The following is a 26,251-nucleotide window of genomic DNA, read 5'->3' on the forward strand; positions in this document are numbered from 1 at the left end:
ATTAAATCTACACGTATAATTAAAACAGCTTTACTCAAATAGTATTTCCACTTTTCTATATTGTGTGGTGTATAATACTTTCCTTGAGGAAAGGATGATACTTGCCTAACAAAGGTTTATTTGCAAGTTCCTTACTAACCAGGAATATAATTAGTCCTACAAAAAAAGCGGCTACTCCAAAATCTAACCAGCCTAGCGAAACATGATCTTTTGAAACACTTCCCATAACCATTTGGAAAAAATCTATCCAATGACCAAATATGATTAACACAGCCATAAAAGTAACCAGTGTATAATTTCTTTTAGTAGAGCGCTTCATTAAAATTAACAACGGACACACGAAATTGATTATAAGGTTTAAAAAAAAGATACCCTTATAAGGTCCCTGTATGCGATCTTTAAAATAAATAGTTTCTTCTGAAATATTACCATACCATATCAGCATGTATTGGGAAAACCAGAGATATGTCCAGAATATAGAAAATGCAAACATGAATATACCAAGGTTATGTAAATGCTCTTTATTAGCGTATTCCAAATAGCCTTTATTTTTCAGGAAAATAACCCATAATGTAATTAATGCCATACCGCTTACAAATGCGCTTGCAAAAGTGTACCAGCTATACATGGTGGAATACCAATGTGCATCAAGGCTCATTAGCCATAACCATGGAATAGTAGAACCTACTGTAAGTGCAAACCAAACGATAAATAATGAAGCTGTAACCGTATTTCTCCAAATATAACTTTTACCTTTCTCCGAATCCATTACGCCTTCGTCTGCTTCACTACTCAGTTTTCGCATGCGTGCTCCTAATAATATCCACAGACCTATTGCAAGTGTCGTCCATATAAGAAAGAATATAGGATTAAGAAATCCTAGTTTCCCTTTAAGTACCGGATCTGTCTTAGCATCCTCACTTAACCAGTGATAAATATGATGATTATGATCTATAACGATTATATAGAAAAGAATAAGCCATGTGATGCTTCCTAAAGTAATTACTGCCTTTGAAATAGCTTCAGGAACCCTGCGAAATACCATTTGCCAGCCTCCCATTGCTAAAGTTGTTGCGCAAATAAAAAACATACTTGCGTTACAGATAAGCGTAAAGAAAATGCTGTTGTACATCAGTGTACCCCAGAAAACAGATTTCTCCTGTTCATCACTGCTGAATCCTTTTGTAACTAACCCAATGATCAATGCCAAAACTCCAATAGCTATTAAGGTCAGTGACCATGTTTTCGTTCTTGAAGGCATTTCGAATTGTGCTCTGAATGAAGCCATTTTATTTCCTTTTATCTCAGGTTAAACTTTATTTTTTTGCTGAAGCTGTGCTGTCTGTTACCGCAGGAGCAACAGTTTTAGCCTGTTTCGATTTTATGTAATGGATGATTGCCCAACGCTGATCTCTTGTTAATTGCGATGCATAGCTACCCATTAAATTCTTGCCATAAGTAATGGAATAAAACATTTGTCCTTCAGGCATCGACTCATACTTGACATCCCCAACCAAAGTCGCTGGTTTTGCAGGGTATGGCCCGCTTCCGTCTTTATATAAAGGACCGTTTCCATTTAATTTGGGGCCATGACAAATACCGCAATTAATCAGGTATTGTCTTTCTGCCTCTTTCATCTGAGCATCATCTAAAGGAGGCAAAGGATTTGTAATTGCTTTTGCTGCTATATAATTAGTCGTATCGCCGGGAGCATCTTTCTTTAAAGGAAACGGTATTTCTTCCCCGCGTGCAATGGTTCCTGCAACAGGCATATTGTTGTAAAATATTTTATCATCTGTACGCTTTTCATCAGTCGAAAATAACGATGAATCACGAGCTGCATAAGTTTCATACGCCCGGCTGTAAGCCATATCAGGCATGTAAACACTTCCCGGATCGCGCCTGATATCACTACAGGCGGCTAAACCAATTGCTGATGTAATAAAAACTATAACAGATATTTTTTTCATCTTCCGTTTTTTCAGTTCGTTTTGTATTTATGCAACACTAACTGCTGTTTCTTTTATCAATTGCTGTTCTTTATCATATGTACCCAACCACCAGCCCGGCTCTGCTTCCTGTACATTTATTTCATTTGCTCCGGCGCTTGCTAAAAATCCTTTCAGATCCTCTACATTGGTTTTAGTTGTGCATTCAATAACCATAACAAATGTATCATCAGTTGACCTGGGATGAAAAACGTGTTTTTTAAGAAAAGGAGCCATTTGACATAGGTAACAAAAAGTAATTACCATACCCACTGCAGAGAAAAGTACCGTCAATTCAAAAATAATAGGAATCCATGCCGGCAAAGAAAAATGGGGCTTACCGCCAAAATTCAAAGGCCAGTCTTTTGTAAGTATCCAGCTAATACAACTTATTGCAGTTGTAGTACCCGTAATACCATAAATAAATCCTGCTGTGTGAAGACTTGTCTCACGCAAACCCATTGCATGATCGAGACCATGCAGCGGAAACGGTGTGTAAACATCATGTATTTTATACCCTGCTACCCGTACTTTTTTTACGGCAGGAAATAAAATATCCTCATCTTTAAAACAGCCTACTACAAATTTCTTTTTTGCCATATACTTGCGCTTTAAGCTGTGAACCCGTGCGTACAAAAATTTATATACAATACCTGCCTTTTTTGCTTCACAATGTTCAGAACGATGAACGGATTGCGACGCAACAGAAGTCCAATTATGGTTTCAAAAGCATGTATCAAAAAGGACTTATTTTTTAATGAGCATGTGCATACTCATGCACAAATTCTTCAACTTCTTTCTCTTCAATGTGCCCTACATTTTCCTTATAACTTTCACCTGTTGTTTTCAACACATGTTTGATCTCAGCTATAGCTATTACAGGGAAATATTTGGAAAACAGGAAGAAGCAGGTAAAGAATAAACCAAATGTACCTAGATAAAATCCGATTTCCCAAATAGATGGACTGTAATACACAGACCAGCTTGACGGAAGATAATCACGATATAAAGATGTAACGATGATCACAAAACGTTCAAACCACATACCAACGTTTACTATAATGCTCATGAAAAAAGTTACAAATATGTTTCTTCTCATCTTACGGAACCAGAATATTTGCGGGCTGATTACATTGCAAGACATCATTGCCCAATAAGCCCAGCCATAAGGGCTAAACAGATTGGCTCTGCTATACCAAAAAGCATAACCTTCATATTTATTCTGGCTATACCATGCCATAAACAATTCAGTAAGATAGGCACAACCAACAATTGAGCCTGTAAGAACAATTACTTTATTCATGGCCTCGATGTGACCAAGCGTAATATAATCTTCCAGTGAATATACTTTACGCAATACCAACATTAGCGTTTGCACCATTGCAAATCCAGAGAAGATAGCGCCTGCCACAAAGTAAGGAGGAAAAATAGTTGTATGCCAGCCCGGAATAACAGATGTTGCAAAGTCAAATGATACAATTGTGTGCACGGAAAGTACGAGCGGTGTAGCAAGACCTGCCAATACCAGTGCTAAAGATTCTTGCCTTTGCCAATGTTTGGTTGAACCACTCCATCCGAATGAAGCAATACCGTATAATTTTTTACGCAATTTTGTTTTGGCCCTGTCACGAACTGTAGCAAAGTCTGGAAGCAACCCACTGTACCAAAATAAAAGAGAAACAGTAAAGTAAGTAGAGATCGCGAATACATCCCAAAGAAGCGGTGAATTAAAGTTTACCCACAAAGGACCGCGTGTATTTGGGTAAGGCATTACAAAAAAGGCCATCCACACACGACCCATATGCCAGATAGGGAATTGCCCTGCACACATTACAGCAAAGATGGTCATCGCTTCTGCTGCGCGGTTTACCCCCGTTCTCCATCCCTGGCGGAAAAGTAAAAGAATCGCAGAAATGAGTGTACCTGCGTGGCCAATACCAACCCACCAAACGAAGTTGGTAATATCCCATCCCCAACCTACTGTTTTATTAAGATTCCACTGTCCAACTCCATAGGTAACTTCGCTAAAAACAGAATAACTACCAAACATGAGCAAAGCAACAGCTATAAAGAACCCTATATACCAAAGCTTGCTGGGCTTTACTTCAATAGGCCTGCAAATATCTTCTGTAACCTGGTGATAATCCTTACTGCCATATACCAGCGGTTCTCTTAATTGTGATTCGTACTTAAGACTCATTGTAATCTGGTTATTTTTATTACTTCTCTTACGGTTTAATGAAAGAGAATTTTTATTACATCAACTAAAAATCTTTTCTCAGCTTCTGTTGTGTCACTCACTTGTACGCTTTGTTCATTTCTCAGCAATAATGGTAACCCTATTCAAATTATCCTTGCTGATGCGCTTCCTCTTCTTCTTTTTTATTACGCACTTTAGCCAGGTAATTTACATTGGGTAAAGTGTGCACTTGCTCAATTACATAAAAATTGCGTTGTTTATTTTCCATACGACTCACTGCAATTGCACTCTTTGAGTTATTTACATTTCCAAATACAATAGCATCCGTTGGGCAACTCTGCTGGCAAGCTGTCTTTATATCAGTATCTTCAAGAGGACGACTGAGTTTCTTTGCTTTCAGTTTACCTTCTTGTAAACGCTGTACACAGAAAGAACATTTCTCGATTACACCACGGCTACGTACCGTAACATCCGGATTCAATACCATTCTTGAAAGATCATCATTCATTACATGAACAACATCATCCAAATGACCAACGATCTGTTGATCCTGGTTATTAGGGAAACTATCTGCTCCGGTATAATCAGCCCAGTTAAAGCGACGCACTTTATATGGACAGTTGTTGGCACAATATCTGGTACCAATACAACGGTTATAAGTCATTTGATTTAACCCCTCACTACTGTGGTTGGTGGCAGCAACCGGGCAAACATTCTCACATGGAGCATTATCGCAGTGTTGACACATCAGCGGCTGGAACACTACGTTAGGATTTTCAAGATCACCGCTGTAGTAGCGGTCAATACGCATCCATTGCATATCGTGGAAACGGGCCACTTCGCTCTTACCTACTACAGGAATATTATTCTCAGCACTACAGGCCACAACGCAAGCCCCGCAACCAGTACAGGAGTTTAAATCAACACTCATTCCCCATTTAATACCGGGCTTATCGTAGTAAGGATATATCGTTCCCTGTTTTTCAAAATTCTCAATACCACCAAATGGTTTTAATTCTTCTTCCCTGTCTTCAATTATTTCATTTGGATCTTTTATAAATTCAGCAAGCGTAAGTTCTTTCATCACCTCCGTACGTTTACCCTGGCTTGTATCGTAAGAGCTGTGTGTTTGCGTAAGCGCAACCTTAAATGTATCACCTGTTACTTTAAGATCAACATTTGCCACCGCAAAACTTACAGTACCATTACTTAACCCTGCAAATGGAAATACATTTTGTCCTACCCCATTTGCAGTTTTACCAACTTCAGCATTTCTCCCATAACCTACTGCAATACCTACCGTATCTGGATGTGTTCCCGGAATAATAAGTACTGGCAGATTTATTGTCTTGCCATTTACCGTAACACTTACAACTTGCTTTTCAGGATGCACTTCATATGCATCTGATTGACCACCATTAGCAAGGTCAATATTCAAAAGAGACTTAGCTTTTGCAGGAGAAACGATCAGATAATTATCCCATGTAGCTCTTGTAATAGGATCAGGCATTTCCTGCAACCACGGATTTGTTGCCCCTGTAACGCCTACAGAAACTTTCTGGTATAGAACTAATTCAGTTGCTCCGCCTTTCTTCGCGCTACCTACAGCAGCAATAGCACCTGCAACAGCAGCACTATTAAATGTTCCACCAGAAGCAGCAACCTCAGCCGCATTGATCACGCCATCTTGCAACGCTTTATCCCATGCCACTTCACTACCCAACTTTGTAAGCCAAAAGTTTTTTACATAGGCTAAATAATCAGTAGCAGCTCCTGTCCATTTTAAAAGATTATCCTGCCATTGGCGGGTTTTGAATAATGGATATATTGTGGGCTGCATCAGTGAATAATACCCGGTTTTAGGTTCAGCATCACCCCAACTTTCGAGGAAGTGATGATCAGGAATTACATATTTACAATTAAGTGTAGTCTCATCCTGTCTTGGATTAAATGAAACAGTAACTTTCGTTTTCTTCAACCCACTTTTTACTTTTTCCGCATCAAACCATGAATAAACAGGATTAGCTCCATGTACCAATAATGCGCCTACTGATCCTGCGTTCATATCTTCTACCAGCTTCGCAAAATCAGCATCAATACCTGCTTTATAATTCAAAGTTGAAGACCAGTCAATCGTAGAGCCCCCCGCACCTATTGCTTCATTAATTGCATTTACAATAACCTGCGTGTTTACATCATTACTGCCGCAAACAACTACAGCAGATCCTTTTGCAGATACTAAAGATTTTGCCGCAGCATCAATACCTGCTTTCAATTTAGCGTCTGCTATGCCAGAAACACCTTGTCCGTTTACTGCGCTTAATAAAGCAGCGGCAACAGCTCCTGTTTCAGATGGACGATGTAAATATCTTTCATCGGCATTGGAACCTGTTAAGCTGGCTATGGTTTCAAAATGAATATGCTTGCTCATGCCAGGGCTTTTTTCATTGATCTTTTTGCCCTTTGCATATTGCTTTGAAAATTCAATAGGACTTAACCATGTACCAAGAAAATCAGCACCAATGCTTACGATAACTTTTGCGTAATCGAAACGATATGAAGGAATAGCTTTCTTACCATACGTAGCTTCATTAGCCAGCAACATACCACTATATGAAATCGCGTCGTATGTTACATGACGGCTCCCCGGATATTTTGCTAAAAATTCACTGATTACGGCTAATGTAGAAGGAGAGTTAATAGTACTTGTTAGTAAAACAACAGGCGCTCCACCCAAACTACCCATTGCAGAAGCCAATGCCTTATCAATTGCTTCAAGTGTTACTTCTTTTCCATCTATTGTAGGGAACCTTAAACGTGCTGTATCATACAAATCAAGAACCGATGCTTGTACTCTTGCAGAAGTTCCTCCCTTTGTAACAGGTGAAAGATCGTTACCCTCTATTTTAATTGGACGGCCATCCCTAACTTTTGCCAGTATGCTTACCGCATCACCATCTTGTATATAAGTAGTAGCATAATAATTGGCAACACCCGGAATAATATCTTCAGGTTTATTGGCAAAAGGAATAGCTTTTTTCACAGGGATCTCACAACTTGCCGCCAATGCAGCAGCAGCAGTACTGAATCCCAGATATTTAAGAAAATCTCTCCTTGGAGCAGCAGCATGTAAAAAAGATTTACCGTCTTCTGCTTCAAAAGGAAGTTCTTCCTTAAACTCGTCTTTAGCAGTTTTCTGGTATGCTTCTGAATTATTTAACTCTCCGAAACTTTGCCAATACTTATTGTTGCTCATATGCCCTAAATCCCTGAAGGGACTTTTGTATGATTGAATAAAATTCTATTATTGATTAACTGCGTATTCTTTTAAAAAAATGCAGTCTTTAATAATGACATTTCTGACATTCAGTACCACCAATATTCTCTACAGTAATGCTATCTCTCACACCATTCTTCAAATCTTCATGATATTTTTCATATATACTGTAGAAACCATTATCAGCAAATTGAACTTTTGTAGTGCGGTGACAATTGATACACCAGCCCATACTTAATTCTGCAAATTGTTTTACTTCATCCATTTTGGTGATTTCTCCATGACAGGTCTGGCATTGAACTTTGCCTACCATTACGTGCTGCGAGTGATTAAAGTAAACATGATCAGGTAAGTTATGGATCTTTGTCCATGCAATTGGTTTTGCTTTTGAAGCATCCCATGGTTTACCGGGCTCGTAACCGGCATAAGAATATAATTTCTTAATTTCTTCTGTACCATTTACCTCCTTACCTTCTGCAGTATAGAGCTGCTCTCCGGCATATTCATTAATGGCCATATGACAATTCATACAAACATTTACTGAAGGTATATTTGCGTGCTTGCTATCCTGTGCGCCACCATGACAGTACAAACAGTTTATTTGGTTAATGCCGGCATGTACCTTATGAGAGTAGAAAATGGGCTGTGCGGGTTCATAGTTCTGCTGACGCCCAAGACCGATAAGTCCCATAGTAGTATAATATCCTCCAATAAGGAACAATACAAGTGTACCGAACATTATATATACCTTATTCCTCCAAACCGGTACTGGCTCAAGAGCCGGAACACCTTCCTTGTCTGCAGCAAGTTTTTTGAGATTAGCATTTACCTGTAATAAAACAAAGGCAACTATTGCAAGAATTAAAGTAAGTATACCAAAGAGTAATGTATTATCTCCGCTTTCTGCAGCGGCACCTTGAGCTGCACCTCCTGGTGCCGGTGTCTTGGGTGCATTAGCGTTAGCAGCTTCTGTCTTTATGTAACCAAGAATAGCATCAATATCTTTATCAGTAAGTGCAGGAAACAGGTTCATTGCTGTTTTGTTGAAACTGTTATACAGGTTCACTGCATAAGGATAGCCGCTTTTAATAACCTGCTGGTTATTTTTGATCCAGGAATAAAGCATGGCTTTATCTGGCCAGCGATCTTCCACACCTGCCAATGCAGGACCGGTTAATTGTTTATTTACCGCATGGCACGAGGCGCAGTTCTGCGAAAAAAGCGCTTTGCCATCCTGCGAAAATGAACTATTACTGAAAAGCACTGTAAAACCGAAAGCCGCAATCAAAGTTAGTTTCGTGATCATGCTTCTAATGTGGGTCATATTCACAATTCTGTTGTAAAGATGTGGAAAAATGTACCTGAATGGCAGCAAAAGTATGACAGGAATTTGACAAATCACTATCCCTTGAAATTTTTTTTTGACATGCATTTTCATACTTAAAAATTTTGTTTTTCGCTTATTAACACCTATATCCCGAACTTCATTTGTTTGTTTTGTAAGACAGATTTTATCTTATGCTGAAGCAAATACACTTTCAAATAATTATTACCGCTTTTAAATACTTATTTTGTAAAACTACTGTTAGCAAAAAAATATTTTCATTTTTGTGGAGACTTATAGCAAAACAAACCTCTTTGCATAGCTCAGATCACAGACAGTAAAACAAACAACGTGACAAATAAAAAAGTAAGGATCGCCATATTTGCATCGGGAGCTGGAAGCAACGCTAAAAAGATCATAGAGTATTTTAGAAAACATGAACTGGTAGAAGTATCACTTATTGTTAGTAATAAGCCGCAAGCAGGTGTATTACATATTGCTGCCGAAAATAAATTACCAATCTTACTTATCGAACGCGAAAGATTCTTTCGCGGCGATGCTTATATACAGGAATTAAAGGGACATGGCATACAGTTTATCGTGCTGGCAGGTTTTCTCTGGAAGATCCCCGACATGCTTATAAAAGCATTTACTGGTAATATAATTAATATACACCCGGCGCTTTTGCCGAAATATGGCGGTAAAGGCATGTATGGCGCATTTGTGCACGAAGCCGTAATTACAGCCAAAGAAAAAGAGAGTGGCATAACCATTCATTTTGTAGATGAGTTGTACGATCATGGCGATCATATTCTGCAGGTTACCTGCCCGGTTTATCCTAATGATACACCTGCCACACTTGCCCATCGTATTCATGAACTGGAGCATGCACATTTTCCGCTGGTAATAGAAGAAGTGATCATGAAAAAATTTTCTTAACCTGTTTATATAATCATGTAACCAACAGTTGTGCTTTTGTCATCGTCTGTTGTGTCACTCACTTGTACTGTTGGAATAATAAGGAACAGTTGCCGGAAGAAATGAAATGAATTTTTGTTTGCCGGGAATGAATTTTTTATTTACTCAAACAAAGTTTGGATACACACACAAGAGCTGAGTAGATAATCAAAGTGTACAACTGTGCGACGCAACGGAAGCTTCATTATTGATCTACAGACAGGGTCCAAAAAATAATACCACTATTAAAGGCAATATCTATTTTTTTACCTGACCTGCTTCAATTGCATTTTTTTCCTGCAATTTTTTGTATGCCATGATAAATAATGCGCCGAGGTTTTTATGGGGCGGCACATAATCGTCGAAGAGTTCATTCTTTGCGAGTGTTTTGGAGAGACTTGCCCAAAGCTGCGGCCAGTTAAGATCTTTACCCTGGCGAACCGATTCGAGAATTAAGCTGATCATGGGGCCGTTTACCAAACCACTACCGGTTTGTTTGGAAGCTACGATCTGTGCTGCCGGGCAAATCTTTAAGATTTTATCCAGATTCTGGTAAGCACCACAACTACCAAGCAACACTACTTTGGCGGATGATGCAAGCTGATCGATGGTGGAAGGCAACCAATAACTATGCCCACGGTGTATAACAATTGTAGGGCTTATGTCTTTATTAAAAAGATAATCGTTAAGATCTGACTGTGCTTTTGCATCAAGGCTTTTGCTTTCATCAAGAGGTTTGTTTGCATATATAATAACAGGCACCCCTTTGGTAGAAGATACTGTAACCCACTCTTCGCTATTGGTAATTTTCCAATTGGCTTTACTAAAACTGTTCAGGAAACTGCTGAATACGGATTTCCCGTCTTTATCGCCATAAAAGAATTGCTGCACAATAATTTTACCTGAGGCATCCTGCAAACTTTTATTTGGCATAAAGTAAACAGGTGGTATACCCAGTACTTCTGATACATTGATATTGTTGGAAGAATCCATAGAAAGAAACAATGTATTAAGGATGCTGTAAATATCTTTTCGTTTTTCGTTATTTGTTTGCACGGCCTGCTGAATGTTCCATTGCACCTGATTAAGTATAAGGTTACGAACAGCAGGATCATTTATGCTTGCGTAGGAATTAGCAACGTCAACAGCATCTTCAAGACTTTCCGTATTATGAAGATTATTTACAAAAGCTTTCATGAGCAGTTGCGCATTGTTGTTGTCCATACGCTTTAAAAAATCATCGAGCGTATTATAGTTAGAAGCAATTTTTATCCATTTTTTAAAATGATCAAAGCGCACACTCATCAGCAATGAATCAGACTTAGGACTTTTCATGCGCTGCCAGATCCTGGGATACACGCCTTTTACATAGCTTGATGTATAGATGATTTCTTCACCTTCAACGGCCATGTAATATAATTCTTCGGGGGTAAAAGGTTCAAGTATCTTAAATCTTACACGTTCATCGTTTACATCATGGAGCCCGTTAATGGTATTAATAAAAGGATCTGCAGCTTTTTTTTGTATTTTAATACGCAGGCTCTGTGCTGCCATTGGCGTGTCTCTTCTGCGTACCATATCAGCATAATCAATGGCTGTTTGCACCAGCAGTTTATAGTACTTTACGTCATCATCCATTACAGCAGACACATTCTCGAAACTAAGTTTACCTCTGTAAAGATTATCCAGGAAAGGAAAGAGTTGCCTGCCTGATTTTAACTGCGCCATACGACTGATGATGCGTACTAATGAATCAGGATTGTTGCGAATCTTTGATGCCAGCAGGTTTGAAGCAGCTGCGTAAGTATACAAACTTTCAGGATCGCGTTTGGCTATTTGCGCCACAAGACTATCTGTAAATGGAAGCAACGGGTTTTGGCTTAACAATGGCAAGGCCTTATTCCTGTACTTATCGCAATACTTTAGCAGCACCATGTTATATGAGCGTTCAAAACCAGTATTCTGACTAAATGCTATTGTATGCAATAAAAGATTTCCGGTTTCATAAGGATATTTATAAATATTATTTTCAATAGACTCGCCCTCTCTTTCAAGTGGCATACATTCTTTGTATGCATCTAGAATATCCGGAAGCGTAGCATATTTAACAGAGTCCATTCGGCAACCAAACATATAACCGTTAAGCAGTTCTGTAAGTCCACGAAGAAATTTTATTTTCCCATTATTATCAAGTAATGAATCTGATTCTATGCCGGCACTTAATTTATCTACTCCGTCAGTAATTGTAATGGTCAGTTCATTGTTTAGGCCATTATTAGGGGTTACAGTAAAAAGACTATCTGCTTTTCCGTCCATTGCCAGTAACTTGTGCTGGGCAGCGTCTAAAGCTTCGTGAAAATATAAACGGGAAAGCGGAATATTAGTATCTGCAGAGGGTTGTGCTTTTACTGAATAAAACAGAACGAGTAATGCTATTAGTATAAAATTTCTTTTCATTAGTAATTGTAGTGCTTCTCAATATGTACTTATCCCTGCAAATTTAGCTATAGTTTTCGCTTAACAATAAGATAATGCTTTATCCGTGCCAGAATGATTTTGTAAAATTATTTTTGTGTAAAGGAATTGTTAATGGAAACCAAGGCAAAGAAAGTTTTGATAGCAGATGATGAAAAGGATATACTGGAAATAATCAGTTATAACCTTTCAGGTGAAGGATACGAGATCTATACCGCAAAAGATGGTAATGAAGCGCTTGATATGGCCAGGAAAATACATCCTGATCTTATTATCCTTGACATAATGATGCCCTATAAAACAGGTATCGAAGTTTGCCAGATATTAAGAAGCGATGAGCAGTTCAGAGAAACGCTTATTATTTTCCTCACTGCACTAAGCGATGAAACATCCCATATAAAAGGACTGGAATCAGGTGGTGACGACTACGTAAGTAAACCAATAAGCCCTAAAATTTTGGTAAGTCGCGTAAATGCACTCTTTCGAAGAATACACAAAGACACAGAAGAAAAAGCAATAACGATTGGCAATCTAATCATTGATCCTGTAAAGTTTATAGTTACACTAAAAGGCAAAGACATTATTCTTGCCAAAAAGGAATTTGAGTTACTTTATTTATTGGCATCCAAACCAGGACGTGTATTCCTTCGCAATGAAATATTGAGTCAGGTATGGGGGCAGGAAGTAATTGTTGGCGATAGAACCATCGATGTACATATACGCAAAATAAGGCAGAAGCTCAACCTTGATTGTATCACTACGGTAAAAGGCGTGGGATATAAATTCAACCTTTAGTGTTCAATACTTTTCAACGTCCATTTATGGGTTAACTGAATTCAACTAAATTGCGGTACCTGTATGGCAACGTTTAAAACAAAAAATCTTTCACCGGTTAACTTATCGCTTTTTACAGCGATGGTGCTCTCGATACCTGTAAGCATCGCTTTTTATATTGTCAGCAAAAATGTTTATGCCGGAATTGTTGCTTTGGCTGTAACACTTTTAGGTAATTATCTGCTGATACGTTTTGTACTCGAGTCTTTTATATACCGCAAAATCAAACTTATTTACAAATTTATTTACCAGACAAAAGCCAGTAAAAAAGAGGAAATGTATTATAAATACATTCTACCCAACAAAAGCATAGACGAGGTAAGAGAAGATGTAGAAGAATGGGCACAACAAAAGAAAACAGAGATAGAAACCTTGCGCAGCAATGAGAGTTTCCGTAAAGAATTTCTGCAAAATCTTTCGCATGAATTTAAAACACCCATCTTTAGTATACAGGGCTATGTAGATACACTATTAAACGGAGCCCTTGAAAATCCTGCCGTGAACAGGAAATTTTTGGAGAACACATATAAGAATGTTGAAAGAATGGTAAATCTTGTAAGTGATCTTGATGAGATAACAAAGCTTGAAAGCGGTGAGCAACCATTGTATAAAGAAAATTTTATCATCCAGGATCTGATAAAATATGTATTCGAAACCCTTTCTCTAAAAATGGTGGAGCGTAATATAAAAGCCGGCATAAAAAAAGGATGTGAACAACCGGTATTTGTTTTTGCCGATAAAGAAAAGATAGGCCGGGTGTTAACCAATCTTGTTGAGAATGCCGTTAAATACGGAAGCCATGGTGGCAACATCGTTGCCAGTGTATACAACACAGACGATCGTCATGTGCTTATTGAAATAAGTGACGATGGCATTGGCATTTCCGAAGAACATTTGCCCCGCATCTTTGAACGTTTCTATCGTACAGATACAGGCCGCAGCAGAAATGTAGGCGGTACGGGCCTGGGACTTTCCATTTGCAAACATATCATCGAAGCGCATGGGCAAACCATCCATGTACGCAGCAAACCAGATGTAGGAACTACCATTGGCTTTACACTCGAAGCAAGGAAAATGTAATTTTTTATGATACCAGCTTTTATACCTTGTAGCATCTTTGTTGCGTCGCATTACGTTCATCACCTGTACTAATATTCAGCTTTTATTTAACGGATACTAATGTTGCCATATTTGCTACAGTACAAGAGTGCGACGCAACAACTGCTGCTCAAAGAACAGCAAGCTTAGTTCATAAAAATAAAAAAGTGAGCAGTTAACTCACCTTTTATATTCAACTCAATTTCACTTTTAGATCATCATTCTCAAAGGCTCTTCCAGCAAGCTTTTCAGCGTTTGCAGGAATGCCGATCCTGTTGCGCCATCTACCACGCGGTGGTCGCAGCTCAGGGTCACTTTCATCACATTACCCGGAACGATTGCACCATTCTTAACCACAGGTTCCTGTGATATTCCACCTACCGCAAGAATACATGCATCCGGCGGATTGATGATGGCAGTGAACTGGTCAATACCAAACATACCGAGATTAGAGATAGTAAATGTGCTGCCTTCCCAATCTGCAGGCTGCAGCTTTTTATCTTTTGCTTTTTGTGCGTAGTCTTTTACTTCGGCGGCAATCTGGCTCAAAGATTTTGTGTCTGCAAATCTTATTACAGGAACCAGCAAGCCTTCATCAACAGCAACTGCAACACCAATATTTACATGATAATTGGTTCTTATTTTATCCCCTAACCAGCTGCTGTTTACTTTTGGATGCTGCTTTAACGCAACAGCTACAGCCTTCAGCACAAGATCATTAAAACTGATCTTCACTTTGCTCATTTCATTAAGCTTACCACGGGCAGCCACACATGCATCCATATCAATACTCATGGTAAGATAGAAGTGCGGCGCAGTAAATAAGCTTTCGCTTAAACGACGGGCAATGGTCTTGCGCATTTGAGAAACCGGTGTCTCCACAAAATTTTCCTGGCCCGCCGGTACAGATGGTGCGGCTGGCGCAGCAGCTTTTGCTGCCGGAGCGGCGGCTGCAGGTGCAGCAGATGGTGTAAAGCTGTCTACATCACTTTTAGTGATCCTTCCATTATCGCCACTGCCTTTCACATATTTAAGGTCTATGCCTTTTTCTGATGCAATCTTTTTGGCAAGTGGCGAAGCAAATATTCTTCCTTCATTTACCACTTGTTGTTCTGCAGCGGGTGCTGATGAAGCTGCCGCAGCAGGTGAAGCTGTTTCAATTTTTGGCGCAGCTTCGGTTTTAGCAGCAGGTGCAGCAGTACCGCCACCGTTCTTCAAAGCATTCACAACACCATTCACATCAAAACCTTCTTTGCCAATAATGCAAAGTAAATCATTCACCTGTATCTTTTCTCCGGCTTTTGCACCCTGGTATAATAAGATACCTTCTTTATAACTTTCCAGTTCCATGGTGGCTTTATCTGTTTCAATATCAGCCAGCACTTCGCCTTTTTTTACAACATCTCCAACATTTTTATGCCAACCGGCTATTACGCCTTCGGTCATTGTATCGCTCAAACGCGGCATTAATACTACTTCTTCCATTGATGAAACATCAACAGCAGCAGTTTCTTTTTTGGGAGCAGCTTCTTCCTTTTTTGGTTCTTCTTTTTTTGGAGCTTCTTCAACTTTTGGCGCAGCAGCCCCATTTCCGCCACCTGCATGTTGTGCAACTAAAGCACTTACATCCTCACCGGCTTTACCAATGATTGCCAGCAGGTCATTTACCTGTAGTTTGCCACCTTTATCAGCGCCTACGTGCAGCAGCGTGCCTTCCTGGTAGCTTTCCAGTTCCATGGTAGCTTTATCCGTTTCTATTTCAGCTAAAAGATCACCTTTCTTAACTGCATCGCCTGGTTTTTTGTGCCATGCAGCAATTACACCTTCAGTCATGGTGTCGCTCAAACGGGGCATTAAAATCACTTCTGCCATTGGTATATATGATTTAAATATTCTTTTTTTGCTTTTTGTAACCGGCTGCAATGCTACTATTGTACTTCGGTTGTGTCACTCACTTATACTTAAGGAACGCTTTGCAGCAATTTTTTTCGAGCCGTGAAATTACAGTAAAATGCAATAGATACAAGTTAGTGTTCGGTTTTTTGTAAAGATGCATGCAACGGTTATTCGATATGCAATGGTATGCTGTACAAGAGTGCGACGCAACAACAGATGCCCAAGGATGAAATGCCGGGTTCAAAAGATTAATAATCAAGCTCCAGCCGCAATTTATCTTTTAACTCTTTAAGCAATGGATATTGCTCTGCTAATTTTTCGAAACGCTGGCGGCTGTTTAGCGAAAGATGCGCCGGCACTGCATCCTGTTCGCCCTCTTCAACCAAAACCTTGAAAGTTATGCTGCGGTTATTGAATGCCTGTTGAATAAAATCGGCCAGCAACATTTTCTCCTGCTCAATAAACCGTTGCTGCGTAAGCGCATTCACCGTTACGGTAAAAAAGTTGTCGGCTTCTATTTTTAGTTTGGCAAGTTTGAAAGTGTTGGCAGACGAGTGCTTTTGCTGCTCATCCATTTTTTTTGCGTACTGGTTCCAGTAATCGTTAAGCTTCTCAACGTTTAGCGCTTCTGCCTCTTTTATTTCTTCGATCAGGTATTGATCTCCGTATTTAGATTTTAAAGATTCCAGCAAACTTACTTTACCACCTCCTGAAGGCTTTGCGTTTGTTGCGACAGCTTTTATTTGCTTCGAAGCAAGTGGTGGTTCCGGTTGTTTTATAACAGCCGTTTCAGTTTTTGGTAAAAACTTTTGTGCTTCGGGCCCTGCTTCCTGTATATATAATTTAGGTGCGGCTTTTGTTTCCTCTGCAGGTTTTACCTGTAAAGAGTTGATCGATTTTATTTTATAAGCTATGGGTGAATCAACCCGTTTTTTTTTAACAACACTACCATTATCCATAGAGAGCTCTATGGCCTGTTGCAGAAAGTTTAATTTAATAAGCGCCATTTCAACATGCAGTCTTTTGTTGCGGGCCATTTTGTAGCTTATCTCGGCTTCGCTCAGAATATTTAAGGCGCTTATCAGAAAAGAAAGACCAGAAGTTTTAGCAACAGAAATATATTTATCCTGCATGCCTTCTACCACATCTAATAACGCTGCGGCTTTCGCATCTTTACACACAAGCAGGTTGCGGATGAATTCAGCAAAACCATTCAGCACCATATCACCTTCGAAACCTTTTTTATTTATTTCGTCGTAGAGTAACATAGCGCCTGCAAGATCCTGCTGCAGAAGATTATCAAGCAGTTTAAAATAATAATCATGATCAAGAATATTTAAATGCTCTAGTGTATTTTGATAAGTTACTTCACCATTTGTAAAACTTACAATCTTATCTAGAATACTTAGTGCATCACGCATGCAACCTTCACTCTTTTGCGCAATTACCTGTAATGCTCCTTTCTCTGCTTTTATCTCTTCTTTTTCTACGATCTCTTTTAAATGTTCAACTGTATCATTAGTAGTAATGCGTTTAAAATCGAAGATCTGGCAGCGTGATAAAATCGTTGGTAATATCTTGTGCTTCTCTGTTGTTGCCAATATGAAAATAGCATAAGGTGGAGGCTCTTCCAGCGTTTTCAAAAACGCGTTAAAGGCACTGGCACTCAGCATGTGTACCTCGTCTACTATATACACTTTGTATTTACCTGCCTGTGGTGCAAAACGCACTTGTTCTACCAATGCCCGTATATCATCAACAGAATTGTTTGATGCGGCATCGAGCTCATGAATATTTAAAGAAATACCATCATTAAAGCTTTTGCAGGAATGGCATTCATTGCATGCTTCTCCATCTGATTGCAGGTTTTCGCAGTTGATTGTTTTGGCAAGAATACGTGCACAGGTTGTTTTACCCACACCACGCGGACCACAAAACAGAAATGCATGCGCCAATTGATTATTCTTTATAGCATTCTTTAGCGTAGTGGTTATATGTGTCTGCCCAACCACTGTATCAAAAGTTTGCGGCCTGTATTTTCTTGCTGAAACAATAAACTTATCCATACAGGTTGCAAGATAATAATGTTAAGCGTTTTGGATTTCCGGTTTTCGGTTAAGTTGTGCACATGGTTAAAGGATTTTTTTGAGCCGGTCTTTTGTAATACTATAAACTTTTGTTGCGTCGCACACTTTTGCGGTTTGTTCATTGCTCAACACAGTTTAGGAAGTACAAGTGAGTGACACAACAGGCGGAGCCATGAAAACCTACTACCTGCATCCAAAAAATACTTGCCATTAGCAAGGGCTTAAACGGTAAGTAATAATTAAAATTCCCGCTTACTGTGCTTAACCAGTGTATTTTATTAATTTTGCCATCCTTTAATGCACCAATGTATGCAGGATCTTCTGGAAAAAATTGATAAAAGCAGGCTTCCACGTCACGTGGCCATTATAATGGATGGCAATGGACGGTGGGCTAAAGAAAAAGGCCAGGACAGGTTGTACGGCCATTTTCATGGTGTGGAAAGTGTACGCAATATTGTGGAGGGTGCAGGTGAGCTAGGTATTGAATACCTTACATTGTATGCATTTAGTACGGAAAACTGGGACAGGCCTGCATATGAAGTAACCGGTTTGATGGAATTACTTGTTGAAACGATCAAGAAAGAAGCTGCCGATCTGAAAAAAAATAAAATAAAACTGCATGTGATCGGCGATATGAATATGCTTCCTGAAAATGCAAGAAAAGAGCTGGAAGAAGTATTGGAAGAAACAAAGGATAATGCCACCATGCACCTGATAATGGCGCTTAGCTATAGCAGCCGTTGGGAATTGGTGAACGCTGTCAAGCAAATAGCATTTGATGTGCAGGCAGGTAAAGTTGACCCTGCTACCATTAACCAGGATACTCTGCAAAGTTATCTTACCACCAGTGAGTTTCCCGATCCCGAGTTGATGATAAGAACAAGCGGCGAATACCGCATCAGTAATTTTTTACTGTACCAGCTTGCTTATGCTGAATTGTATTTTACCAATGTACGATGGCCGGATTTCAGAAAGGAAAACCTTTATGAAGCCATTCTTGATTTTCAAAACCGTGAACGGAGATTTGGCAAAACAAGCGACCAGCTAAGACCAGAACCGGTAACGCATTAAATTAAAATAAGCACTATTTGTTTTAACAAACAGTTTTGACACAATTCTGATTATTCCCTTTAATTTGCCCAACTTAAATTTAAGCAACTGCAGTAATCTTAAAACTAATTGCAGAAGCCTTTCAAACATGAACCGGATGCAGCGATTTTATAAGTCTTTATTACCGCTTTTTATTTTTGGTTTATCGGGCCTTGCAGTTCATGCACAGGTTACAGACACAACAATCAATTCTTTAGATGCAGACCTGCTGAATATATTCAATCAAAAAAATCCACAAAAGTATAAGGTAGCAGAGATTAAGGTTACCGGCAATAAATACTTTGACCAGGCATTACTTACTTCTGTTGCGGGCATAAGTGTTGGTGATGAAATAACAATTCCCGGTGGCGATAATTTTTCTAAAGCGATCAACAAATTATGGGCACAGAATTATTTTAGCGATGTGGCCATTTACATAACTAAACTGGAAGGAACCAATATTTACCTGGAAATAAATGTTACAGAAAGACCAAGGCTTTCTAACTATTTCCTAAAAAATATCAATAAATCAGAGCAGGATGATCTAGGCCCAAAAACAGGGCTGATAAAAGGAAGAGTAGTTACGGAAAATATGAAACGTACTGCAATTGATGCCATAGATAAATTTTATTTTGAGAAAGGATTCCGCAATGTAAAGGTGAATATCGATGCGCAGAAAGATACAGGTCTCGAAAACTCGGTTGTGCTGTATTTATACATTAATAAAGGAAGTAAAGTAAAAATCAACCAGATCAACTTTATAGATAACAAAACAGTTAGTGAACTGAAGTTGAAGAAGCAAATGAAGGGCACTAAAGAAATGAGCCGTTTAACCCTTTATCCTCCCAGAGATTCCGGTGGTTTAGCTAACCCTACACGTTACACTTTTAGTGATTATTTAAACGAGAAAGGTTACCTCACTTTTACAAAGACAAAACGTGTACTTGATCCGTATATACGCATTAAGATCTTTACCAATGCTAAGTTTGATGAAAAGAAATATGAGGACGACAAAGAAAAGATCATAGATTATTATAACTCACTTGGCAACCGTGATGCCGCCATAGTTGACAGCAAAGTATATCCAAATAATAAAGGCAATATCAATATTGATATTAAGCTGGATGAAGGTCATAAATACTATTTCGGGGATATTACCTGGAAAGGCAACTCTAAATATTCTGATTCATTGCTTACAGTTTTGCTCGGTATTAAAAAAGGCGATATATACAATGCTGAATTACTCAATAAGAAACTTGGTAAAAGCATATCTCCTGAAGGTGGTGACATTAGTGGCCTTTACATGGATGATGGTTACCTTTTCTTCCAGGTAAACCCTATTGAGACTGCTGTATATAACGATACCATCGATTTTGAAATAAAGATCCAGGAAGGCCCGCAGGCAAGATGGAAAAATGTGCGCATTGCCGGTAATGACAGAACCAAAGAATATGTAATACGCCGTGAATTGAGAACCTTACCGGGTGAAAAATTTAGCCGCAGTGATGTAATCCGTTCGCAACGTGAAATAGCCAATCTTAGTTTCTTTGACCAGGAAAAGATCAACCCTAATATTGTTCCCAATCCTGAAGATGGAACTGTGGATGTAACCTGGAATGTGGTAGAAAAATCAAGTGATCAGCTTGAATTGAGTGCTGGTTTTGGCGGTGGTATTGGTTTAACCGGCACTGTGGGTGTATCATTCAACAATTTTTCTGTAAAAAATATCTGGAATAAAAAGGCATGGGACCCATTGCCTGTTGGGGACGGACAGAAATTAAGCCTTCGTATCCAAAGTAATGGCCGTGCTTATCGCTCTTATAATATTTCCTTTACAGAACCATGGTTGGGAGGCAAAAAAAGAAATGCATTTACCGTAAGTTTTTACGATACTAAATTTGCCAATGCATATGATTATGCTACCGGACAATACACAAAAACTGCAGCAGATACTTCTTATTTTAAAACAACCGGTGCTTCTATTGGCTTGCAGAAACAATTGAAATGGCCCGATGATTATTTCTCTTTTGGAGCATCTATAAGCTATGCGAGGTACAAGCTTAGAAATTATGCTATTTCTCAAACACTTGCACTTCCTGATGGCACTTTATTCAGAAATGGTTACTCCAATAACCTAAGTCTCCGACTGAATCTTACAAGATACTCACTCGATCAGCAGATATTTCCACGTACGGGTTCTAACTTTAGTTTGAGTCTCGCATTAACACCGCCTTTTTCTTTATTAAACAAAAACCTGGTGAATTCTTCTAACCCTTATAAATGGATTGAATATCACAAATGGCGTTTTACTGGTGAGTGGTATGTACCCATCGGTAAACCAGCAGGTGAAGAGCACAACAGGCAGTTTGTATTAAAGATGGCAGCTAAATTTGGTTATATAGGCCGATATAATAATGACCTTGAAGTATCGCCTTTTGAACGATTCCAGGTGGGAGATGCGGGTTTAAGTAATACTTATGCATTACTTGGTTATGATATCATTTCACATAGGGGTTACCCGGTTTACGAAAACTCTGATCCTCGTGTAAATCCTGATCAGCAGGGCGCTTCCCAGTATTTTACGATGTTCAATAAATATACGCTGGAGCTGCGTTATCCTTTCAGCACCAGTGCCAGTAGTACTATTTATGGCTTAACATTTTTTGAAGCTGCGAACGGATGGTATTCCTTCAAAGATTACAATCCTTTCCAATTACGCCGTTCTGTGGGTGTGGGTGTTCGTTTCTTCCTGCCTATGTTTGGGTTACTTGGTTTTGATTATGGCGTAGGTTTAGACAGGTATAGGTCTGGCGGAACGCTCAAAGATGCATCACGATTTACCTTTATGCTTGGCTTTGAACCTGATTGATGCATTATCGCATAATCACTTAATTTCATAAAAACTTCTATATGAAAAAAATATTGATCATTGCCATAGGCTTTATGCTGCTCACTGCAACTACATATGCACAACGATATGCAGTTATTGATACAAAGTATATCCTCAACAAAATGCCTGAGTATACCGACGCAGATAAAAAATTACAGGTAGTTAGCGAACAATGGCAAAAAGAGATCGACAATAAACAAGCTGAGTTAGATAAAATGTATAAAGATTACGATGCAGAACAATTTATGCTCAGCGACGACCTGAAAAAGAAACGCGAAGACGAATTATTTAATAAAGAAAAAGAATTACGAGACCTCCAGAAAAAACGTTTTGGTTACCAGGGCGATCTTTTTAAAGAAAGAGAGAAACTGGTAAAACCTTTACAGGACAAAGTTTACAACGCCGTGCAAAAAATTGCGGTGGCAAGGGGTTACGATTTCATACTTGATAAAAGTGAAGGAATTACCGTTATATTTGCCGACCCAAAATTGGACAAGAGCGACGATATATTACGTGAATTGGGAATAAAATAAGTCATCAAAAAATCAATTAATAAAATCAACAGCACACTCATGAAAAAAGTTATCTTTTCAATGCTCGTTCTTTCTGCTGTAATGTTTGCAGGCGAAGACGTAAAGGCACAGCAGTTTAAGGTCGCAGTATTTGATATTGATTATATGGTACAGGCTATGCCCGGCTATGCTGCCGTAGACAGTCTCTTACAGATCTATCAGCAGGATTCTCTTACTACTGAATACAATATTTACCAAAGCGAATATCAGCGGCTCGACAGCACATTCAAATCAGACTCTGCTGCAGGAAAAGCAAAGGCGATATTAGACTATACTGCAGGCAAACGCCAGGAAATGGCCATGAACCTTGTGTACTGGCAGCAGATAGCACAAAGAAAATCTGAAGCAAAAAGAGGTCAGTTAGCCCAGCCACTTTACGTACAGGTTGCCAATGCTTATCAAAAAGTATTGGAAACAAAAAAGTATGCTCTTATTCTAAAACCACAGACTTATGAGTTTGGTTTCCCTATCGACAATCTTTTTATCTCCGTTGCAAAAGAATTAAAGCTTACTTCTCTGCCACAGGAATTATTACAGGTTGGTGATGATCCCGATGCAAAAACAGCACCTGCTGGTACTAAACCACCTGCAACTGGTGCAAAACCAAAAACGAATTAAGCGGCTATTTATAATAGTTATAAAAACCACGTCATTTGGCGTGGTTTTTTATTTTAGGTATTCAGCATCTATAAAAAGGGCGTCAACTGTTGCGTCGCACTCTTGTACACCTGTATCTATTTCAACAATTTTACAAATGCAAAGAATCATCAGCTTGTAAACTTGTAAACTTAATTGCAGTAACTTCAATAAAATTCTTTTTGTTATGCAGGGTAGCATAGGCGTTTTTGATTCAGGTTATGGTGGTCTTACTGTGCTAAAAGAAATAGTGGCAAAACTGCCGCAGTACGATTATATCTATCTCGGCGATAACTCCCGTGCACCTTATGGCAACCGGTCTTTTGAAACAGTTTATCATTATACACTGCAGTGTGTGGAATGGTTTTTTAAACAGGGTTGCCCACTGGTTATACTTGCCTGTAATACTGCATCAGCAAAAGCGCTGCGCACCATACAACAGAATGATCTTCCTAAAATAGCACCCGATAAAAGGGTGCTTGGTGTAATAAGGCCTACAACAGAAGTTGTGGGAGAATACAGCAAGACAAAAAAAGTAGGCGTATTAGCAACAAATGGTACGGTGCAATCCAATTCTTACGTAATAGAAATTGAAAAATTCTTTCCCGATATTAAAGTTACACAGGAAGCATGCCCTATGTGGGTTCCGCTTGTTGAGAACAATGAACATGAGGGTCACGGTGCAGATTTTTTTATTAAGAAAAATATACACCAGTTGCTAAAAAAAGAACCGTTGATCGATACCATTTTACTGGCATGCACACATTATCCTTTACTGATCAAAAAAATAATAGAATATACGCCCGTTGATATAACCATTCTTACACAAGGAGAAATTGTTGCGAACAGTCTTGCAGATTATTTACATCGTCATCCCGAAATAGAAACACGATTAGCCAAAAATAATAACCGCGTATTTTATACCACTGATGATACGCTGGATTTTGATAAACATGCCGCTGCATTTTATGGCGAACAGGTATCATCCAATCATGTTGATCTTAGTGAGCGTGGTTGATGCCTGCTGAGTTTTATTCAGAACGTACAAGTGAGTGACACAACAAAAGCTTAATAGCAGCAATGCAGCTAAGTGCAAAATAATTATTCCGGTTATCATAATTACAGTACATCGTTTGGTTTCGATTTCATAATTTGTATATTCATTTAAAATAATACACATGAGAAAAATAATGCTGCCTGTTGTTGCTATGCTTCTGCTGCTCTCAACAATGCTTCATGCCCAGGAAAAAGTTGATATGGGTATGATGCAAAAAATTAAAGACGAAGAAAAAAATAATTCGCAGATCACAACTATTGCACACAACATAACTGACGTATGTGGTCCAAGACTTACCAATTCACCCGGTTACAAAAGAGCAATTGATCTTATTACAAAGACATTCAGAGATTGGGGATTAGTAAACACAGGGCCTGAAGCATGGGGAGAATTCGGCAGAGGATGGAGCACAGAGAAATCTTATGTAGCATTGAAGCAACCATACTATCAGCCAATGATCGCCTATCCTGTTGCGTGGACCAATGGAACAAAAAAACAAATTACAGCACCGGTAATATTGCTCGATAAATTAGACTCTGCAAACATTGATAAACTGGGTGCAGATCTGAAAGGAAAAATTGTAATGGTAAAAACAGCTAACATCAATCTTAGATCTGCAGCTAAAGCTTATTCAACACGATATGAAGATTCTGTGTTAAACAAAATGCCTGATACATATATGCTTAACAGGAAGCAGATAGATTATTTTGTTCCGCTTGTAAATAATGAATACAAAACAACTTTGTATTTGCAATCGAAAGGTGCAGCAGCATTACTAAAATCAAATTCAAGTGGCAGAGACGGTACCATTACTGTTGATGGTACATCTGCTTATGCAAAAGGTTATGATGCGCCATTGCCGGAACTTGTTATTACAAGGGAAGATTATTTAAGATTGCAACGCATGGTTACAGATAAAGAAAATGTGCAGCTTGAAATGGATGTGCAGAATAAATTTTATGATGATGATCTGACAGGCTATAATGTTGTTGGTGAAATTGCTGGTACTGATCCAAACTTAAAGAACCAGGTTGTTATGCTTGGCGGCCATCTTGATTCATGGCACAGCGGCACAGGTGCAACAGATAATGGCGCAGGTTGCATTGTAATGATGGAAGCGATGCGTATTTTAAAAACCCTGGGTGTACAACCACGCAGAACTATCCGCATTGGTTTGTGGGGTGGTGAAGAACAAGGCTTGTATGGTTCTTTTGGTTACGTAAAAAATCATTATGGCGATCCAAAAGACATGAAGCTGAAACCTGAGCAAAAAGATGTTTCTGCTTACTTCAATCTTGATAATGGTTCCGGAAAAATACGTGGTATATTTCTGCAAAACAATGAAGCTGTTCGCGATATATTTAAAGCATGGTTAGAACCTTTCGCAGACATGGGTGCAACAGGAATTACCAGCAGCAATACGGGTTCTACAGATCATCTTTCATTTGATGCGGTTGGTATTCCTGCGTTCCAGTTTATTCAGGATCCTCTTGAATATGAAACACGCACACACCACAGCAATATGGACAATTACGATCATCTTTCTATTGATGATTTAAAACAAGCTGCTACTATTGTTGCAGCGTTTGTTTACAATGCTGCCATGCGGGATGAAATGTTGCCGCGTAAACCTTTGCCACAACCGGAAAGGTTTATTTTTGAAACCGATACACCATTCTAAAATAAATTAGTAAGAGGAAGAAAAAACTTCCTCTTATTTTTTTATGAGCCAGGCTGCATTTCTGCTATTAAACTTTGTTGCGTGCACACTTGTGCAGTTAAAACAATATTCAACATATAGTTGCACTAAAAGCAAAAAAGCCATAGCTTTTATAGCCATGACTTTTCCGTTCAATAATGTTCCGAAAGCA

18 protein-coding genes are annotated in these 26,251 nt (G+C 38.9%); 9 read left to right on the forward strand and 9 right to left on the reverse strand.

The genetic code is table 11. The features are described from left to right. Nucleotides 1-55: 55 nt before the first annotated feature. The 6 genes from FRZ67_RS11865 to FRZ67_RS11890 all read right to left on the reverse strand — a co-directional run bounded on the left by FRZ67_RS11865 (nucleotide 56) and on the right by FRZ67_RS11890 (nucleotide 8,771). Nucleotides 56-1,288 carry a quinol:cytochrome C oxidoreductase gene (locus FRZ67_RS11865; RefSeq protein WP_147189769.1) on the reverse strand — a complete coding sequence of 411 codons (1,233 nt, stop codon included), beginning with the start codon at nucleotides 1,286-1,288 and terminating at the stop codon, nucleotides 56-58. A gap of 28 nt (nucleotides 1,289-1,316) precedes the next feature. Further along, entirely contained in the window at nucleotides 1,317-1,970 is a 654-nt protein-coding gene (locus tag FRZ67_RS11870; RefSeq protein ID WP_147189770.1) for a c-type cytochrome, read from the reverse strand. Between the two features lie 27 nt (nucleotides 1,971-1,997). Beyond that, nucleotides 1,998-2,588: a DUF3341 domain-containing protein gene (locus FRZ67_RS11875; RefSeq protein ID WP_147189771.1), complete on the reverse strand. Its 591-nt coding sequence runs from the start codon at nucleotides 2,586-2,588 to the stop codon at nucleotides 1,998-2,000. Between the two features lie 154 nt (nucleotides 2,589-2,742). Then, nucleotides 2,743-4,188 (reverse strand): NrfD/PsrC family molybdoenzyme membrane anchor subunit, encoded by a 1,446-nt coding sequence (nrfD, locus tag FRZ67_RS11880; protein ID WP_147189772.1) that lies wholly within the window; start codon nucleotides 4,186-4,188, stop codon nucleotides 2,743-2,745. Between the two features lie 148 nt (nucleotides 4,189-4,336). Next, nucleotides 4,337-7,444, reverse strand: coding sequence for a TAT-variant-translocated molybdopterin oxidoreductase (locus tag FRZ67_RS11885; protein ID WP_147189773.1), 3,108 nt, complete (start codon nucleotides 7,442-7,444; stop codon nucleotides 4,337-4,339). 88 nt (nucleotides 7,445-7,532) lie between these two features. After that, nucleotides 7,533-8,771, reverse strand: coding sequence for a c-type cytochrome (locus FRZ67_RS11890; protein WP_225975321.1), 1,239 nt, complete (start codon nucleotides 8,769-8,771; stop codon nucleotides 7,533-7,535). A 369-nt stretch (nucleotides 8,772-9,140) separates the two neighbouring features. On the opposite strand from FRZ67_RS11890, the gene purN reads away from it, so the two are divergent. Next, the gene (purN, locus tag FRZ67_RS11895; RefSeq protein ID WP_225975322.1) at nucleotides 9,141-9,728 is read left to right on the forward strand and encodes a phosphoribosylglycinamide formyltransferase; all 588 of its coding nucleotides are present in this window, start codon (nucleotides 9,141-9,143) and stop codon (nucleotides 9,726-9,728) included. Nucleotides 9,729-10,004: 276 nt separating this feature from the next. On the opposite strand, the gene FRZ67_RS11900 is transcribed toward purN, so the two are convergent. Further along, on the reverse strand, nucleotides 10,005-12,203 hold the full coding sequence (locus tag FRZ67_RS11900) for a hypothetical protein (RefSeq protein WP_147189776.1): 2,199 nt from the start codon (nucleotides 12,201-12,203) through the stop codon (nucleotides 10,005-10,007). 132 nt (nucleotides 12,204-12,335) lie between these two features. On the opposite strand from FRZ67_RS11900, the gene FRZ67_RS11905 reads away from it, so the two are divergent. Both FRZ67_RS11905 and FRZ67_RS11910 read left to right on the forward strand, forming a co-directional pair. After that, complete coding sequence (locus tag FRZ67_RS11905) at nucleotides 12,336-13,016, forward strand: response regulator (protein ID WP_147189777.1); 681 nt, start codon at nucleotides 12,336-12,338, stop codon at nucleotides 13,014-13,016. A gap of 63 nt (nucleotides 13,017-13,079) precedes the next feature. Beyond that, nucleotides 13,080-14,135: a sensor histidine kinase gene (locus FRZ67_RS11910; protein ID WP_147189778.1), complete on the forward strand. Its 1,056-nt coding sequence runs from the start codon at nucleotides 13,080-13,082 to the stop codon at nucleotides 14,133-14,135. Between the two features lie 228 nt (nucleotides 14,136-14,363). On the opposite strand, the gene FRZ67_RS11915 is transcribed toward FRZ67_RS11910, so the two are convergent. Then, nucleotides 14,364-16,025 carry a pyruvate dehydrogenase complex dihydrolipoamide acetyltransferase gene (locus tag FRZ67_RS11915; protein ID WP_147189779.1) on the reverse strand — a complete coding sequence of 554 codons (1,662 nt, stop codon included), beginning with the start codon at nucleotides 16,023-16,025 and terminating at the stop codon, nucleotides 14,364-14,366. A gap of 272 nt (nucleotides 16,026-16,297) precedes the next feature. Next, nucleotides 16,298-18,115, reverse strand: a complete 1,818-nt coding sequence (locus tag FRZ67_RS11920) for a DNA polymerase III subunit gamma/tau (RefSeq protein ID WP_147189780.1) — start codon at nucleotides 18,113-18,115, stop codon at nucleotides 16,298-16,300. Between the two features lie 330 nt (nucleotides 18,116-18,445). Here FRZ67_RS11920 and uppS point away from each other — a divergent pair, with 330 nt between their 5' ends. The 6 genes from uppS (at nucleotide 18,446) to FRZ67_RS11950 (ending at nucleotide 26,061) form a co-directional block, all read left to right on the forward strand. After that, complete coding sequence (uppS, locus tag FRZ67_RS11925; protein ID WP_147189781.1) at nucleotides 18,446-19,207, forward strand: undecaprenyl pyrophosphate synthase; 762 nt, start codon at nucleotides 18,446-18,448, stop codon at nucleotides 19,205-19,207. Between the two features lie 136 nt (nucleotides 19,208-19,343). After that, nucleotides 19,344-22,094 (forward strand): BamA/OMP85 family outer membrane protein, encoded by a 2,751-nt coding sequence (locus FRZ67_RS11930; RefSeq protein ID WP_147189782.1) that lies wholly within the window; start codon nucleotides 19,344-19,346, stop codon nucleotides 22,092-22,094. Between the two features lie 41 nt (nucleotides 22,095-22,135). Beyond that, nucleotides 22,136-22,648, forward strand: coding sequence for an OmpH/Skp family outer membrane protein (locus tag FRZ67_RS11935; RefSeq protein ID WP_147189783.1), 513 nt, complete (start codon nucleotides 22,136-22,138; stop codon nucleotides 22,646-22,648). A 39-nt stretch (nucleotides 22,649-22,687) separates the two neighbouring features. After that, nucleotides 22,688-23,305 (forward strand): OmpH/Skp family outer membrane protein, encoded by a 618-nt coding sequence (locus tag FRZ67_RS11940; protein WP_147189784.1) that lies wholly within the window; start codon nucleotides 22,688-22,690, stop codon nucleotides 23,303-23,305. A 205-nt stretch (nucleotides 23,306-23,510) separates the two neighbouring features. Next, complete coding sequence (murI, locus tag FRZ67_RS11945) at nucleotides 23,511-24,341, forward strand: glutamate racemase (protein WP_147189785.1); 831 nt, start codon at nucleotides 23,511-23,513, stop codon at nucleotides 24,339-24,341. A 160-nt stretch (nucleotides 24,342-24,501) separates the two neighbouring features. Next, nucleotides 24,502-26,061 (forward strand): M20/M25/M40 family metallo-hydrolase, encoded by a 1,560-nt coding sequence (locus FRZ67_RS11950; protein WP_147189786.1) that lies wholly within the window; start codon nucleotides 24,502-24,504, stop codon nucleotides 26,059-26,061. Nucleotides 26,062-26,251 lie beyond the last annotated feature (190 nt).

It is taken from the genome of Panacibacter ginsenosidivorans, from assembly GCF_007971225.1.
Lineage (GTDB): Bacteria > Bacteroidota > Bacteroidia > Chitinophagales > Chitinophagaceae > Panacibacter > Panacibacter ginsenosidivorans.